Below are 15,564 nucleotides of genomic sequence, written 5' to 3'. Positions count from 1 at the left end.
GAAGTTACATCTGAATGCCTTACTGTCCAATGAGACGGAAGACAGCTTGGTGTTGAAGGCGTAGATGCTCTGCTTCTAGCGGCGTCACTCCAGATATTCGAATAGTAACTCCAAATTCTGGTGGGCTGAGTTCTGTATCGAGCTGACGTTCGACACGGACGTGAATTCAAATGGAACCTCTTTGTGAGGCTTGTATGCTGGCACGTCCAGCCGGTCGGCGATAGCTGCTACTTTCGGTTCGTAGGCTAGAGTGAGGACAGGTTTTCCACAGATTGCTGCAAAGATTAACGAATGGTAACGTGTTGTAACCATTCGTTCCATACGACTAACGCGATTGAGTGTTTTTTCGACCGAGAATTTGTGCTCGAAGATAGGGATATCTAGATGCTTGCGAGCGAACTCCTCATCTCTTGAGTGGAACGGAATAAAGACAGGATTCTCGATCTGATCACAGATGTTCTGTGCGTTGGCGATGTACCGTTCTGTCGCTTTATGCAGGTCCTCATATCCGAAGTAGTTCTTCAGGATCTCATCCGACATATCCTCCTTCTCGTCGAAATACGGTCTGAAGTTCACGCCCGTTTTGTCAGTTACTTCAGCCTCTGGGTCATCGTAGAGGAAAACGGGACACGCTGTAACAGTAATCTCGATATCACAAACTGCTTGAATATTGTCTTTAGCACGTTGGTCCCGAACAGTTATTAAATCTACGTTCGGCAGTGTCTCTGATATAAGGTTTCGAGCTTCCTCTGAATGAAAACCTGGCGCACCAACACCGATAATAAAACTCCGCTCACCACTAGTCACGTAATTGAGACGCTTTTGGAGATGGTCCGTGCCATACCAATCGTGAAGAACGCCGCCACCACCTAGTATTCTATTCGGGGCATTACTGTACTCAACATTTTTATCAAACAAATACGCCCGACGACCATTTTTTTTGAGAGTTTTTGTAAAAATTTCTCCCAAAGCCCGATCTCCAATATTGCCAGTTCGGTAGCTCCCTTGCACACCAACATCATGGGGAGAGTATTTACGTACGGAATTTCGAATCGCTGTAGAGACGTTCTCAGGATTTCTCACACTTTTCATTAATTGGCTGAGAGAATACATGCAGCAATGTTTCACACAGAGTTTGATAACTATTGTGAGAGAAGACTAGGAATGAGGCCAGCACTAGTGTGCACGCTTCACTTAAAAAGTACCAGTTCGGCTTACAGCAGCGATTCGTACAGCTCTACATACTGAGTCGCAACTGAGTCGATATCGAATTCGTCAATGCGAGAACGGGCCTGAGCGACGTATTCCTCTCGTACTGTGTCATCCGAAAGAAGCTTGGTCATCTTGTTTGATAGCTCGACGTGGTCAGTTTCATCGTCAAGTAACGTCCCCCCATCACCGACAGCCTCGGGAACACCACCGACAGTAGAACCGATGACCGGAGTTCCGGCTGCCTGGGCTTCGATGTAGACGATACCGAATCCCTCGACATCGTAGTTCATGCCGCCAGCAGGCAGCACAAAGAAATCTGCGTTCTGGAGGCGTTCGATTTTGTCGGCTTCACTTATTCGTCCGAGCATCCGAACAGAGTCAAGGCGTTCGGTCTTCTCAACGAGGGAGTCGTACTTCGGTCCCGTTCCGGCAATGTCAAGCGTTCTATCGCCGCGAGCGCTTTCGTCTACTTCCTGCCACGCATTAACAATTGTCTCGATATTCTTCCGGTCGACAATCCGTGATATCGTGAATACGTTATGTTCGCTCTCATCTGTTGTCTCAACAGATGGCGTGTAGCGGTCCACATCTATCGACGGGTGAATGATAGAATTAGGTGATATCCCATGATCCCGTTCGATAATAGAACCGGTGAACTCACTGACAGCATGGATAGCGGTTGCCTGTCTCAACGCAGCGGCGGCGAGGCGCTTGTTACTCAGTTCGAGGGCATGCGCGGTAACGATTGAAGGGATGCCTTTGGATTCTGCTGCTTGGAGTGCAGGCAGCATACGGATATGGGTAGCGTGGACGATATCTGGATCGTGTTCATCGATTTGCTCGGTGACTCGCCGGTAGACTGTATTGAAAAACGGATGAAAATGTGGAGAAAATATTTGTAGCGCAGATAGAGTCCGTCCAGTAGGGAGATAGTCTGTTTTAGTTGGGGTGTACTGTTCAGGATCAATCTGTTCGATAATTGGTGTATGACCCTGGTTTTCGAGACCCTTTTCCAGATTCCGAACAACAGTTTGTATTCCACCAGGTGGCGGTGGATAATCCGGTGTCACGATGAGTAACTTCATAGCCGAAGGTTAGAGCCACTTTTAAAATAGATTTATGTTCTCTTTGATGTACTACCCTCTGATCAGGGCCTGAGGATACCTCCTAAGGACTGACCGTTAGACCGGGACCCAGAACCTTTCAGAGTATGTCGATATCGGTCTAAAGACCAATAACCGCAAGACAGCGCCCTATCAAACGGCCGTGATAAACCCCACATTGATTGGGAATTGGTGACGACGTCAACAACGGCACCGGTCCCACCAATCCCTGCCCTATACCACAAATGGTCAAGTTATCGGAGAGTACCGAACTCCGTATGATGGTCTAAGAGATACACTATCAAAAATAGATGTTCCGGCATTCGGCTCGAATATCCAAAGCATCATATAACATCAAATAATCCATCCTGCATAGAATGGCCAACGCTCGATTGGTCCGGTGTAAGCTCTGGATATCTGTTTACTTCTTCGCATTCGCAGCATTCGCTTTCCTCTCGATAGTTCCAAACACTTCCATCCCTGTCGAAGCAAATTATGCCGCATTGCTTACGGTATTCATGCTTCCTGTCCTCATAGCTTTAAAATTCGATGTCCCCCTGTGGGTGCTATCTATCTTTGTTTTCGCGACCCCGTTCATCACGATGCTCGCAGTCGTTGGACCTAACGAAGCAGGATTCTACGGGTATGACCCGAACAACCATACCATGGTAGCATATGAGCTTTTTCAGAGTGGGTGGGGCGAAGTAACATCTTGGCTTGGTCACTGGCCAGCCTTCCCCGCTGCAGTGTCTGTCGTCGTCGAGGTAACCGGTCTTGATGTGGAGACTGCTGGCAAGTACCTCCCTTTGATCGTTGCTACAGTCCCACTCTTCCTCTTCCGCGGGCTGGCTCGTGTCGTCGATGACTCCGCGGCCTTTCTTGCCGCGATAGGGGCAGCCTCTTCACAGAAGCTCCTAACGTTTCAGGTGAAGTTCATCGAGGAGCCCTTAGCGATGGTTCTGTTATTCTTCTCGATTGCCGCGGTTTTCGTCGTCAGTAATCCAAGAAAACAGGCAATAGTTGTGGTCCCAGCGATGAGTATTATTGGGCTCGTCCACCACTACATCGCTGTAGTCGGGGCGGTGATTTTCTTATTGTGGTCTGCAGTCAGAAATCTGTCCCTCTCATCGCGCTTTGATACGATTCATACGAGATTTGTGCCGACAGCTGTTTACGGAATTATTGCGACCGTGGTATTGGCGTTCGTGTTCTTATTCCCATATGAATCGTTCTCACGTTTTGTCACCGTCAAACTCATAACTGGGTTTGACCCTCCGTCGCTCACTGGATCCGCTGCCCAACCAGCTTTTGAGAGGAAGCTATTGGTTTGGTCCTCGTTTGTCGTATACTTCGCGATGAGCACCATCACAGCTGCAGGTGTACTCTCGAAGGGGAAAACTGCCGACTGGGAGTTCGCGTGGGCAGTTCTGTCTGGCATTTTCGCAGTTGGTTTCCTCGGGACGACTGTCGCAGGCAAGATCGTCCCGCTGTCTGCGGGCCGGTATCTAGGTTTTATGATTCTATTATTAACTCCAGTCACCGTTGTGATGTTAGTCAATAAGCGCGTCACCGTACCACGACCCAAGACTGTTGCCGTGGTACTTGTAACAGCACTGGTCATTACGCAGCTTGCTCTCGTCCCAGCGTATGTCATCGATACAAACCCGTCACAAATGGTATATTTAGAGGCGCACTACACTTCCTCAGAATATGCAGCAGCCGATTGGATGAAGATACATGGACAGGGGCAGTTAATTGCCGATGAGCATCCCCGTTTCTGGACCTTCAGTAATAAATACGATAACGTAAGCAGGCTATCTGATGCCCCAACCTGCAAGTCTTACTCGGTTCAACGTTCTAATTATCTGGGGATAGACCAATGGGTCCGGCCAGCCGGGCATAACGTCTTTTACTCAGCGGGAGGGATTACGATCGGTAGCTGTTAATTTCACTCTTTAATACTTATATATTAGGAAGCCGTCCACGTCACAACATCAACGACAGACATTCAATTCTCAGTACTATCATCCCAATATCTGGCCCCTTCGTCGAGTCGACAGTCCCGCCGTTGCTGAATCTCTCATAACCGTCGTAGAGGAATGACACGGGATAGAAGATAGCCGTTGCGGGATCATACATCCGTCAGCGAAGTAAGCCAAGCCAGTATCACCGTTCATAGACACGCGAGTAGTGTTATCTGTTTTCAACTGTCGTATGTCAAGCACTATTTCTACATCCACATCTGTGTAGGTTTCAATAGCTACGCCACCACTGCTAATGTCTAGGTCTTGGGCAGACACACCGTCGCCTTGGAGATGAACTCCTTTGGACGTAGACGTATTTGGCTCTCTGAGCCCAACGTTTTCAACTTCGTAATGGGCTGTGAGTCTGATGAGTTGATTTCCGCGAGTCGTGGTATCTGTAACTCGAATGTCTAATTCGGACGTACGGGAGCCATCGGACCGGAGGTCAATAAGCCCCATCTGGTCAAACGCCCTGTATAATACACACCGTCTATCTCCACCTTGTGACTAGACTGCGCCAAAATTCCAAGCTCATCAGCGTGCGGACTTTCAACAGTTATGTCTCGGAGCGTGGAGTTGCCTTCGTCGCCAGCGGCACTTGGTATGCGAAATTTAACGACGTGTTCTAGCTGAGTCCCCTTGGGAGTTATCGCCGTGTCGTGGGCGTGGACGGTTTCGATGGTGTCACCCGAGGTTTTAGAACCGTTCCCTCACACGATAATGCCACCCGTGCTATAGAACACACTGCCTTCGATGTTCTTTGCATAGTTGTTGCTCCCATGTTCGATATACAACCAGTGGTCGGTGGCTGTGTTTTCGAGTTCGAGACCTCTGAACATGCTTTCGTCTCGGCAGCCACCAAATTTGTCCGGATGATGTAATTAAATAATACGATTCGACCATACAGTCGGTAGGGTGGAAGTCACCAGCCTCGTCCGCTGAAACAGCAAATCGTGGGCTCAATTGGAGCCGTATAAATAACGGAATTCCGATTCTCGTCCGTCAACCTCGACATTTCTGACCCCTCTTTCGTCCGCAAAACAGACTGTGGGGTATCACTTAGATTGTTTGGAAGAGTGGATTACGCACCAAGATAAACGAGCGGGTCAAACGTGACGTTGCTCGGGATGGAAAGGTAATCGCACTGAAACGTCCCTTATCGGGGGACGGCCAGACCCCACCGTTGTCCCCGAGGAAGTCCAGTTTCGCTTGCCAGTTCGCTTGGGTCGCGCCAGGATCAAGAAAAGAGATATTGATCTGTAGCTGCTCTATCCCTACCGAGAATTTGTTGAGCAAAGCTAATTCCAAGAGAAATAAGGATACACATCGGATGAGACATCCATGTTTAGTAAAGAAGCCTCATCAAGTGAGACACTATGACCATATTGCTCTTATCAACAGTGCTCTGTAGCAATTAATTCAGTTTTTCGTGCTACCTTTTCCCAAGAGAACTCCTCAGCCTTCGCAATACAAGAATCAGGAGACAGGCCCAATACATCAGTTACCCCAGTATGATAATCATCAGTCACCCGTCCACATGAGTCGTCGACGATTTCGGCTGCACCACAGCGGTCGCTGACGACGACAGGCGTGCCACAAGCGAGCGATTCGAGAATGACGTTGCCGAACGCCTCAAAGTTCGCTGGATGGATGGTTGCAATCGCCGAACTATAGTATTCGGCGAGTTCCGACTGGTCAACCCGTCCGATAGCCCGCAGATTCTCGGATTCGGCGACGTCTCCGACCACATACACAGGATAAGAAGCTTCACGGGCGAATGCTCTGACTTTCGGTAATCCTTTTCTAGGGCTGTTACCGACAAAGAGCACGTACTCGTCGTCGGGAACATCTCGGGGGTAGAAAATCTCCTGATCGACGCCGTTGTAGACGATGTGCGTCGGACTTGAAATTTGATATTCGTCTTTCCATACGGACTCTGTCAACTCGCTATTGAAGATCAGCCTATCGGCACAGTCAAACACCCGCTGTGTCGTCCAGCGACGAGTTCTGGCCAGTGCTGAATCTGCAATCTTGGTCAGTACTCCCATCTGAGTTCGGCTGAAAGTCCGTTCAATGTGTTTTGCATCGTGGACCTTGTGTAGCGTTGGGATACCGAGGTCGTATGGGATCTCGGTATGGGTCAGCGCAACGTCGTAGTCGTGAATGTCGAACCCACGCAACGTGTTGTATAGCGCAGTAGGAAACTGAAGATGGTAGCCTGAGAGCGAATAATAATCGACCCAGTGAATATCTAACGACTCCGCGCTCTCGATAGAGTCCGTGGTATCGATTGCTCGTGGTCTGCCAGCCAGAATTGTGATATTGTGTCCAAAATCGGCTAATTTGCTGTAAAGGTTTTTCAGATGGTACGAAATACCCCCAGCAACGTACGGGGGAAATTCACGTGAGATGACTATCAGGTCCATATTAGACCGTTTTTGAGAGAACGTCTCGTAGTTGTTTAGTCGCGTTTTTCCAGGTGAACTCTCGAGCATACGCTTTCCCCTGAGTTATAAGATTTCTAGCTAGTTGCTCATCCTCTAATATCTGTACTATTGCATCTGTAATGCCCTGAACGTCTTCAGGGTCAACCAGGATACACCCTTTTTGGAGGATCTCTCCGAGAGATGTCGTTTCAGAAGCAACGACAGGCGTGCCACATGCTAGGGCTTCCAGCGGCGGGAGCCCAAATCCTTCGTACAGCGACGGAAAGACAAAGACGTCCGCGTTCTCGTAGGCGAACTTCAGTTCCTCTTCAGTTACGAATCCAGGGGTAACAATATTATCTCGGCTTTCGATATCTACGCCCTTGAAAATGTTCTTGTTCTCAGGCCCAATGATGACCAGCTCGTGTGGGAGATTAGTTTGTTCTTTGATAGCGACGTAGGACTTGACGACCCGCTCCAGATTCTTTCGTGGGTTCATCGACCCGACGAATAGCAAGTAGTTCTCAGGAAGACCATCAAGTGGCTCACTCTTGGTGGTGAAAAACGACTCGTCAACGCCGTTGTATACGACAGATACTTTGGATTCAGGTACGTTGAGATGTTGGACAATCTCACCCTTCGAGAATTCAGAAACCGTCGTGATTGTGTCCGCCAGTTTCGCACCACGAGGAACAGTAGTTTTCCGGTACAGTTGATGAACGCCGCTAGACCATCCTTTTAGGGCGTTCACGTCGTGGATACACATCACGACGGGACACGAGGTCCGGGTTGCAGGAGCGTTGCCGTTCGGACAGTACAGCACGTCAATATCTGACCGGTCTGCCAGAGTAGGCAGTGCAACCCGTTCCCAGAGGAGACCGTACATCTGCGATGGGACAGGGTAACCAGTGGTGACAAGAGGAGTGTCTGGAAAGACTAATTCCAACTCCTTCGCACCAAACAAAACGACGTCAGTGTCGTCTCTTTCGATTAGTCCTTTCGTATGTTTTATCGAAGTCTGTACTGCCCCACCGGGTTCATCAACTGTAAACGTTCGTGCGTTAACGCCTACCTTCATCATCTATTCTTTGTACCCAAGCGCATCGAGCCGTCGTTCGACTTCGTCGTTCACTTCTTCTGAATCTGAAGTGCATTCACCGTTTTCTCGCTTAATACGTTCCTTGACGTGGGCTTCCAGTTCACTCTGGTGAGACCGGTCAGTACAGGAATCGAACTGAATTGACTCCGTCTCCTGATCTCGCTCACAGAAACAGGCACCAGTTTCGGTCCGGGAAGCATAACGCCGGAGATGGCTGTGCTCGTCTTCACCGCGGACTTGGAGGAACACTGTTCTGTCCTTCCCCGTTATCTCAAACAGTGATTCACCCTCCCATTCGTTATCAATGCTGACGATATCGTCAATGGTGGCAGCGATATCGAGTGTACTGGCGGGGGCCGTCACCTTCTTACCGCCGGCGCCACCCGGCGGCCGTACTAGCAACGGCACCTTCGTAATTTCGTCGTGCAGATACCGCGGGTGTTCATAGTAGCCGTGTTCACCGAACGCGTCACCGTGGTCGGCAGTGAAAATCACTACCGACTTCTCTATTATTCCACGCTCCCGAAGGTCATCCAGAAACTCCCCTATGCGCTCATCGATATACCGAATCTCGGCGTCGTATAGATCAATCAGTAGCTGCCGCTCATCGTCGGTAATGGAGTCGGGGTCGTTGATGGCATGCTTGTACAGCGATTGGGCGTCCCGACTGGACAAGCCGTGGTCGGAATACAGCGTCGCGTAGTCACCTGGCGGTTCGTACGGGCCGTGGGTGTCCATGTAGTGATTCCAGAGGAAGAACGACCCGTCCTCATTAAGCGAATCGACCCACTTCAATGATCGCTCGTTTATCTCCTCGGCGCGAGCGTAGTGTCGGTTTCGAAGCTTATCGAGCGCTCGCTGCGCCAGTGCGATCAGCTTGTGCTGGCCGAGGTGAAGGTCGTCATCGAATTTGTCAAACCCCCTATCGAAGCCGTACGCCCGTGAGACAAAGGGATTCGAGTGAAAGCCACCGGTTTTGAATCCCGCATTAGAGAGTGTCGAAGCAACTGTGTCCGTTGCGAGGCGATAGTCGGAGCAGATTGCGGCGTCGGGGTACTTGCCCGTGAGAAGTGCTGGTACCGCCTCACGCGTATGCGAACTTGCGCTGTAGGTGTTCGTGAAGTGCAAACTCTCCTTTGCAAGGTCGTCTAATACAGGTGAAGTTTCTCGATGATATCCGTGACAAGAGAGGTGGTCAGCACGGAGGGCGTCAGCCGAAAGCAGGATAATATTCTCTGGACGTTCCGTCGTCATCTGGGTGTAACCTATTCGCGCAGTATTTTATTCTTCCGAAACGAGAGATCAACTCGGGGATATTACTGTTCCATTTCAGACTCCTGGTCTTCGATGAATTCGCATAGGTCGGTGTGTCTCGCAGATTCTGCTATATTCGACGAAGCGGTTAAAGCGGTTCACTACGATCTGTCTGCAGTATTTGATTTCCGGTACACTACGGATCTGCTATGTTACGCATAGCATTCCTGAAGGTTTCGTTGTGACACTCTAATCCCAACTCTAAACGCTAGGATATGCGGGATATACGGTGAAACAGCAAGGTGTGACAAATGACTCTGGTCCCGCAATACCTCTTAGAAACGGTGTAGCTTGACACTTTGTTGGACAGTTTAGCCCTCGAAACGTATTATTCTAGTACGGCTCCAAGCACCTCCGCAATTGGAAAGTGAGAATCCGGCTTTTTCAAGACCGAAACAGTGTTATCGTAGCCAATATGTTCGGCATGTAATGCGAGTCTGTTTCGTCTCAAACGTCGTCTACCCTTACGTGACCGGCGGTGCAGAGAAGCGCATCCACGAAATCGCCACCCGACTCGTTGCGAAGGGCCACGATGTCACCATCTACGGGCGTCACTTCTGGGACGGCCCGGAGGAGATAACCCACGAAGGGATCACTCTTCGAGCGGTCGCACCTGCGACCGATCTTTATACTGATGATCGGCGCTCTATCACAGAAGCCATTGATTTCAGTGCCCGACTCGCTATTCCGCTGCGTAAAGAACTAAGCACCCAAAACCACGACCTTGTTGTCGCCTCCGTCTTCCCGTTTTTTCCCATCCTTTCCTCGAAACTTGCTGGGTTAGGAACTGGAACTCCCATTGTAACCACATGGCATGAAGTCTGGCGCTCCTACTGGAACGACTATCTTGGACGATTAGCTCCCTTTGGACAAACCATCGAGTATCTCACGGCACATACACCACAATTTCCCATCGCCGTCTCGGGAATCACCGCTGACCGTCTCGCCAAGATTGGGCCGTCACGGAATTCTATCGAAGTTGTCCCAAATGGTATCGACATCTCTCAAATCGATGACGCACCACTACCGAGAGACAACGGTCAGGACAGTTACGATGTTCTCTTTGCCGGACGACTCATTTCTGATAAGAATGTCTCGCTACTTCTAGACGCATTTGACTCAATTGCTGACCACTATGACGCAACACTTGGCATAATTGGCGATGGTCCAGAGAGTGACCGCCTGCGCAAACAAGCCTCAAAGCTTGGCTGTTCGGAGCAAATCTCCTTCCTCGGGTTTCTTGACGAGTACGATGACGTACTAGGCCACATGCGAGCAGCACGCGTATTTGCCTCTCCGTCGACTCGAGAAGGATTTGGCATCACGTTTGCCGAGGCGATGGCCGCAGATTGCACTGTGATTGCTGCAGACCACCCCGAGTCTGCAGCGAGCGAAGTCATCGAAGATGCTGGATATCTCGTTGATCCCTCAAAGGAGGCTGTTGCAGACGCACTCGATCGAGCCCTTGCTGGTGATCGGCCAACCCAGAATCCACGGTCTCGCGCTCAGCAGTTTGATTGGGATAATGTTGCTGACCAGGCTGAATCAGCCTATCGCAGAGCGGTCAATGGAACGTGGTGATTATGAACTGGAATAAGGTATCTTCTGTATAGCGTCGATTGTTGATGCCTTGCTTAGTTACTCAGTTGAGAGACACTGTATCTATACGTGAGGTAGAGCGACTCATATTATTCCTTGTACTGCCGACAGACCCTCTCTATTCCTTCTTCGAAGCTAATCTGGGGCACCCATTTAGTTGCTTTTCGCATCTTCTCAATCGAAGCCATCGTATCGTGGACGTACACACTGTCTGGAATTGGGTTTTCCACGTACTCTGGTTCTACCTCGGTAGCAAGTTCCTCGTTTAGTAGCTCAACAACGGTATTGAAGTTATAGCTCTCTCCTGTTCCAAGGTTATACACACCTGTCAGTCGGTGTTCTGCGGCTGCAACTAGACCACGAACGATATCATTGACGTGCGTGAAGTCACGCGTCTGCGTCCCATCCCCGTAGATTTTCGGCGACCGGCCATTCGCAATATCATCGGCAAACTGTGCGATGATATTCGCATACTCGCCTTTGTGTTCTTCAGCGCCACCATAGCCCTGATACACCGAGAAGAAGCGCATACCAGCCATCGACATATCGTAGTGGTTAGCAAAGTATTCTGCGTAACACTCACGAGCCAGCTTCGACGCCTCATACCCCGTATTCACCGTCACATCCATATCCTCAGGAGAGGGCTCTGTCCGATTCCCGTAAATCGAGGACGTGGAAGCATACACTACTGTGTCACACCCATCATCTCGCGCCTGTTCGACGACGTTTACGAAGCCTTCGACGTTCACACGAGCACCTTTCGTCGGGTCATCTTCGTGCATTGCGTACGATGAGAGTGCGGCGAGATGGAACACGACGTCAACGTCTGTCGGGAGATCTTCGTCCAGGACACTTGCGTTGACGAACTCGACTTCGTCGCCGAGGTTCTCAGGCGTTCCAAGATATCCGTCGTCGAGAGCAATAACGTCATTCGATTCAGCGAGATGGTTCGCAAGATTCGATCCAATGAAACCTGCTCCTCCAGTAACGAGAATACGCTGTCCTTGCATTTGGTCAAAGTGTAGTACTCTGTGGTAAATACTCTTTCATTGATGAGTTCATTCACAAAGATAGCCCTAGCTAAGTGGTACTCTTCTTTCGTCTCCTAGGCTCACTGTGGAGGGTTCAATAGGCCTTCAATACCATGAAAACAAAGAGATGTCAGTGGCGGTTTGTCGAGTAGCTACCGTCCTTGACAGTCGTGCACTTCGATTCGCTCTGGCAGTCCAACCTTCCGACAGACTGGACACTCAACTAGTGGCGTCGACGAAAGTTCCTCACAGGACTGCAGAGCTGCGTACAAGTGTGCTTGCACGTCAGGGTCCTGAGTCCGAGACAAAGCCTGGGAGAGATGCATTCGGAGTTCTTCGCGTGCGCTCATATACGGGCCTCCTTCTGTCGAACATCGACTCTGAGTCCAGCGTGTGCAAGTTGACCGAATGACTCCCAGCCACGTTTCTGTGCGACGTATTTCTGCCAGTGTGTAAGGGGGCGACCGTTGAGTGGTTGGTAGTAATCGAGGTCGCGGCCGTTGTGGACGACGACGGCGTCGGCGGACTGGTAGTAGTGATGCGTGTAGCCCTCTTCGTCGACGCCGAGAGTGAACGAGCGTGCGAGCGCGTGGGTGAAGTGGTTGATGAGCGATACGGTAGGCTCTTGTGTTGCGGCTTTCCTAGTTGACATTGGTCTTCTGCTCCAATTTGGAAGACCGGTCCCGCGTGTACCAGCACGCGGGCATTCTCATACCCGAAAGGGACCTGTCTTCCGTACCACAAGACACGTGTCTCATGGAAATAAACGTACCGGAATAGACTGACTCTGATGAGGTGAGACAGGTGTCGCAAGGGCTACGTGTACTGATTCTAAAGACCAGGTATGACGAGAAATCGTGACGAGGAAGGCAAGTTTACTGAGCTTACAACGTCCGAATCTGTGCTCAAGATTCTTGAGAACTCCGATGACCCAGTCATGACAGCAACGGAGATCGCTGACAAACTGGACGTCTCACGTGACACAGTGGGTCGAAAACTTGCTCAATTAGCAGAGGTCGACAAAGTCGGTCGAAAAGAGGTTGGTGCCAGATCCGTGGTTTGGTGGATAAAATAGCTGGGGTAAGCTACTCCAAAAAGTCTTCAAGAGTGAGATCCTCTGGTGAAATTTCACCAGACAAGTACTGTTCGCCCTTCTCTGTGATTTTGTATAGACCTCTTTCTTCGTCGTGATAGTCGACTAATCCTGCTGCCTTCAGTTTTCGAAGTCGCTGATTAATCGACGAGAGCGCATACGCGATGTTGGCCTCAATAACTCCAGGCGTCACTATCAGTGGTCGATTTCCCTCGTTTAGCAAGAACTCTAGAATCGCATCATCCGCACGGGTCATCCATTCAACGTGCGGTCGTCTCATGTTTCTATGAGCCACAGACCACCCAATAAGCGTGGCTAATATGTCGGTGAAGTATCTTGAACAGCGCGTTCTAACATAGCGTTCAATGCACTAGTTCTAAGTACCGACAGAGAGAAACACGGACTAACGACTGTTCACTGGATTACTTAGTCCTCTCAGAAAGGACCCGTGCTGAAGACACGGATCCGGTGCGGTCGATGGAAGTCAAACCGCATGCCATCGAACACCCCCCTCACGCAAAAAGGTCTCGTCGCACAGCCACCCCTCACCTCGGAGGTCACCCAATGACTGACTCTCTCGAAGACCTCCAGTCACGACTCGATGAACTCGAAGACCGCGTCGACGCACTCGAAAACCAAAAATCAGATCTCGAAGAAACGGTCGACGCGCAAGCTGAAACCATCGCCTCTCAGCGCGAGCAACTCAAAGCACAACGCGAACGCCTCAACGAGTACGAAGAGAAACTCACTGTATCGAGTGACCACCGAAAACACCTTCAACAGCGTATTCACGCACTCGAAGACACCGAAGATACAGACTCCGACGAGGCTAGTCAGAACAAATCGCCACTGCAGCAACTCGCCAGCCTCCCCTCGAAAGCCGTCTCGAAACTCACGGCCAACCAAGAACGTGCTCGTTTCATCGCCAAAGACGTCCGCGAGTACGCGAAGAAAGTCCCCGCAGGCTTCACCATCGACTCAGCCACAATCCGAAAGATTCTGAAAGCCAAAGAGGGGCGAACGCCCCACACCCAGACCATCAGTCGCGTCATGGACTTTCTCGACCGACTCGGGAAAGAAGACGTCCAGGTAGTCAAACGCCGTGGAACCAAACGCACCGTCTTCACAGAACGCGCAGTGGCCGAACTCGCGAGTACGTCACCGAAGTCGAACACGGCCATCACAGACGTTGTGATGAGGTGGCGATAACGAGGCTGTGATTTAGACGGACGAGTCTCACTCGGAGACCTCGTCCGCAGACACCAACCCACGAGTACGCCCTACTCTGAGCAGCAGCACCCGGAAAATCCCAGTCGTGGATAGGAGTTGTAGACGAGGTAGAAACGAGAGTAGAGAGAATACACGATCGAGACTAATCACAACGAGTGTGATATCGTACCGACTGACAGTGGCACAGCGATACGTGAAATATCAGAGCATGGGAAGGCCGTTACTGTGACAGGGGCCGAAATGGACGGTTGGTCTGTCTCCACACATCTCTCGTCGAACTCTTTCGTCGCTATAGAGAGTAGTGTGATCAAAATGGTGGGTACACTTTTCGCAGGAAACAGTAGCTCGAGCGTGCTCTCTGAGTTCGAATCGATTCTCACAGTTCGGACACCAGATGATCATTGTGAGAGGAGCGTGAATTTCATCGGTTATAGTTATTGTTAAATATACTCAACAGGGCGTGGTAAGTTGGAGATCTCACGGGATTACCAAGTTCCGTAATCATACGAGAAGGACGATTTGTAGAGGTGAATAGGAGACTAGAATCACCTACACACGGTCTACTCCCTGAGGTTACTCATGAATCACACTGCGCCACTACATCAAAATATTTGAGAGTTCAAATCAGCGAAGAGATTATAATCATCGACGAGAGGATGGACGTATGGTCGTTGTCGTGCTTGGTCATGAACTCCAATCGGAGGGCATACATCCGCAACTCCAAGCACGCATGGACGCCGGGATCGAGGCGTTCACAAACACTGACGCGACATATCTGCTCTTAAGCGGCGGCCAAGTAAATCCTCACATAGACAAAACGGAATGTGAGGTGATGGCCGAATACGCTCACTCCCAAGGTATCGATCCAACGCGTATCATCTCAGAGCCCTCTGCGTTAGACACAATCGGAAACGGTTACTTTACGCGCATCTGCATTGACGAACTCGGTCACCACGTAGAGACGCTCTATCTCGTGACCTCGCAGTATCACGCACAGCGAGCGAAATACATCTTCAAACAGTGCTTCGGCGATACCGTCGAAATCGATGTGAGCTACTGTGTTGATTCTGGGAGAGAAACACACCCAGTTCGTCACCGAGCCAAACTCGATCAAGTGAGAAAATTTTTCGACCCAATACCGACTGGTGACATGGATGCAATTCGTCAACGACTCAGCGAGACACATGAGCTCTATGAGCTGACTGAGACAACGCTGACGTCAGCAACGGCTGCCGATATCACCGTCCAATAACTCGAGTTCAGAGAGTCGCTCGTAGAACTCATCGCCCTCCATTCGCGTTACCGCAGAAAGCCCGTCGATTACGACGACTGGGTAGTAGTGGCGATCCTTGCGTGGCCGAAAGCCATGAACTTGGCTGCACTCACAGAGAAGACGAATGTACTCTCGGTTGGCGGCTGCGGCCACAGTATCT

At 50.4% G+C, this 15,564-nt stretch carries 13 protein-coding genes; 5 read left to right on the top strand and 8 right to left on the bottom strand.

Annotated features, from left to right (window positions below; translation table 11 throughout):
• Nucleotides 1-84: 84 nt before the first annotated feature.
• On the bottom strand, nt 85-1,113 hold the full coding sequence (locus FCF25_RS02035; protein WP_217353086.1) for a polysaccharide pyruvyl transferase family protein: 1,029 nt from the start codon (nt 1,111-1,113) through the stop codon (nt 85-87).
• Between the two features lie 101 nt (nt 1,114-1,214).
• A complete protein-coding gene (locus FCF25_RS02030) occupies nt 1,215-2,297 on the bottom strand; it encodes a glycosyltransferase family 4 protein (protein ID WP_137047162.1) in 1,083 nt (360 codons plus the stop codon).
• A gap of 395 nt (nt 2,298-2,692) precedes the next feature.
• Between FCF25_RS02030 and FCF25_RS02025 the strand changes: the two genes are divergently transcribed.
• Entirely contained in the window at nt 2,693-4,261 is a 1,569-nt protein-coding gene (locus tag FCF25_RS02025) for a hypothetical protein (RefSeq protein WP_137047161.1), read from the top strand.
• Nucleotides 4,262-5,733: 1,472 nt separating this feature from the next.
• Here FCF25_RS02025 and FCF25_RS02020 read toward each other — a convergent pair.
• From FCF25_RS02020 to FCF25_RS02010, 3 genes are read right to left on the bottom strand one after another with little or no spacing between them, the layout of a single operon-like run.
• Nucleotides 5,734-6,765: a glycosyltransferase family 4 protein gene (locus FCF25_RS02020; protein WP_137047160.1), complete on the bottom strand. Its 1,032-nt coding sequence runs from the start codon at nt 6,763-6,765 to the stop codon at nt 5,734-5,736.
• Nucleotide 6,766: 1 nt separating this feature from the next.
• A complete protein-coding gene (locus FCF25_RS02015; protein ID WP_137047159.1) occupies nt 6,767-7,846 on the bottom strand; it encodes a glycosyltransferase family 1 protein in 1,080 nt (359 codons plus the stop codon).
• Nucleotides 7,847-9,118, bottom strand: a complete 1,272-nt coding sequence (locus FCF25_RS02010) for a sulfatase (protein WP_137047158.1) — start codon at nt 9,116-9,118, stop codon at nt 7,847-7,849.
• Between the two features lie 489 nt (nt 9,119-9,607).
• Here FCF25_RS02010 and FCF25_RS02005 point away from each other — a divergent pair, with 489 nt between their 5' ends.
• Nucleotides 9,608-10,759: a glycosyltransferase family 4 protein gene (locus FCF25_RS02005; protein ID WP_137047157.1), complete on the top strand. Its 1,152-nt coding sequence runs from the start codon at nt 9,608-9,610 to the stop codon at nt 10,757-10,759.
• A gap of 107 nt (nt 10,760-10,866) precedes the next feature.
• Here FCF25_RS02005 and FCF25_RS02000 read toward each other — a convergent pair whose 3' ends face one another.
• Together FCF25_RS02000 and FCF25_RS01990 are read right to left on the bottom strand one after the other, a co-directional pair.
• A complete protein-coding gene (locus FCF25_RS02000) occupies nt 10,867-11,787 on the bottom strand; it encodes an NAD-dependent epimerase/dehydratase family protein (protein WP_137047156.1) in 921 nt (306 codons plus the stop codon).
• A gap of 367 nt (nt 11,788-12,154) precedes the next feature.
• Nucleotides 12,155-12,460, bottom strand: a complete 306-nt coding sequence (locus tag FCF25_RS01990) for a hypothetical protein (RefSeq protein ID WP_137047154.1) — start codon at nt 12,458-12,460, stop codon at nt 12,155-12,157.
• A gap of 192 nt (nt 12,461-12,652) precedes the next feature.
• Between FCF25_RS01990 and FCF25_RS01985 the strand changes: the two genes are divergently transcribed.
• Nucleotides 12,653-12,883: an HTH domain-containing protein gene (locus tag FCF25_RS01985; RefSeq protein WP_137047153.1), complete on the top strand. Its 231-nt coding sequence runs from the start codon at nt 12,653-12,655 to the stop codon at nt 12,881-12,883.
• A gap of 10 nt (nt 12,884-12,893) precedes the next feature.
• Here the strand turns inward: FCF25_RS01985 and FCF25_RS01980 are convergent, their stop codons facing one another.
• Nucleotides 12,894-13,181 (bottom strand): ArsR family transcriptional regulator, encoded by a 288-nt coding sequence (locus tag FCF25_RS01980; RefSeq protein WP_168191189.1) that lies wholly within the window; start codon nt 13,179-13,181, stop codon nt 12,894-12,896.
• 197 nt (nt 13,182-13,378) lie between these two features.
• Between FCF25_RS01980 and FCF25_RS01975 the strand changes: the two genes are divergently transcribed.
• Entirely contained in the window at nt 13,379-14,110 is a 732-nt protein-coding gene (locus FCF25_RS01975) for a hypothetical protein (RefSeq protein ID WP_343192891.1), read from the top strand.
• Nucleotides 14,111-14,795: 685 nt separating this feature from the next.
• Complete coding sequence (locus tag FCF25_RS01970; RefSeq protein ID WP_137047151.1) at nt 14,796-15,383, top strand: YdcF family protein; 588 nt, start codon at nt 14,796-14,798, stop codon at nt 15,381-15,383.
• Nucleotides 15,384-15,564: the final 181 nt, after the last annotated feature.

The sequence above is a fragment of the Haloprofundus sp. MHR1 genome, assembly GCF_005155585.1.
Taxonomy (GTDB): Archaea; Halobacteriota; Halobacteria; order Halobacteriales; family Haloferacaceae; genus Haloprofundus; species Haloprofundus halophilus.
Note: the sequence above shows the minus strand (reverse complement) of the source record. Positions and strands in the feature narration are given on the sequence as shown.

What these genes read in the sequence shown, in the direction of transcription:
- FCF25_RS02035 (WP_217353086.1), bottom strand. Translation starts at nt 1,113, where the DNA reads ATGTATTCTCTCAGCCAATTAATGAAAAGTGTGAGAAATCCTGAGAAC.
- FCF25_RS02030 (WP_137047162.1), bottom strand. Translation starts at nt 2,297, where the DNA reads ATGAAGTTACTCATCGTGACACCGGATTATCCACCGCCACCTGGTGGA.
- FCF25_RS02025 (WP_137047161.1), top strand. Translation starts at nt 2,693, where the DNA reads ATGGCCAACGCTCGATTGGTCCGGTGTAAGCTCTGGATATCTGTTTAC.
- FCF25_RS02020 (WP_137047160.1), bottom strand. Translation starts at nt 6,765, where the DNA reads ATGGACCTGATAGTCATCTCACGTGAATTTCCCCCGTACGTTGCTGGG.
- FCF25_RS02015 (WP_137047159.1), bottom strand. Translation starts at nt 7,846, where the DNA reads ATGATGAAGGTAGGCGTTAACGCACGAACGTTTACAGTTGATGAACCC.
- FCF25_RS02010 (WP_137047158.1), bottom strand. Translation starts at nt 9,118, where the DNA reads ATGACGACGGAACGTCCAGAGAATATTATCCTGCTTTCGGCTGACGCC.
- FCF25_RS02005 (WP_137047157.1), top strand. Translation starts at nt 9,608, where the DNA reads ATGCGAGTCTGTTTCGTCTCAAACGTCGTCTACCCTTACGTGACCGGC.
- FCF25_RS02000 (WP_137047156.1), bottom strand. Translation starts at nt 11,787, where the DNA reads ATGCAAGGACAGCGTATTCTCGTTACTGGAGGAGCAGGTTTCATTGGA.
- FCF25_RS01990 (WP_137047154.1), bottom strand. Translation starts at nt 12,460, where the DNA reads ATGTCAACTAGGAAAGCCGCAACACAAGAGCCTACCGTATCGCTCATC.
- FCF25_RS01985 (WP_137047153.1), top strand. Translation starts at nt 12,653, where the DNA reads ATGACGAGAAATCGTGACGAGGAAGGCAAGTTTACTGAGCTTACAACG.
- FCF25_RS01980 (WP_168191189.1), bottom strand. Translation starts at nt 13,181, where the DNA reads ATGAGACGACCGCACGTTGAATGGATGACCCGTGCGGATGATGCGATT.
- FCF25_RS01975 (WP_343192891.1), top strand. Translation starts at nt 13,379, where the DNA reads ATGGAAGTCAAACCGCATGCCATCGAACACCCCCCTCACGCAAAAAGG.
- FCF25_RS01970 (WP_137047151.1), top strand. Translation starts at nt 14,796, where the DNA reads ATGGTCGTTGTCGTGCTTGGTCATGAACTCCAATCGGAGGGCATACAT.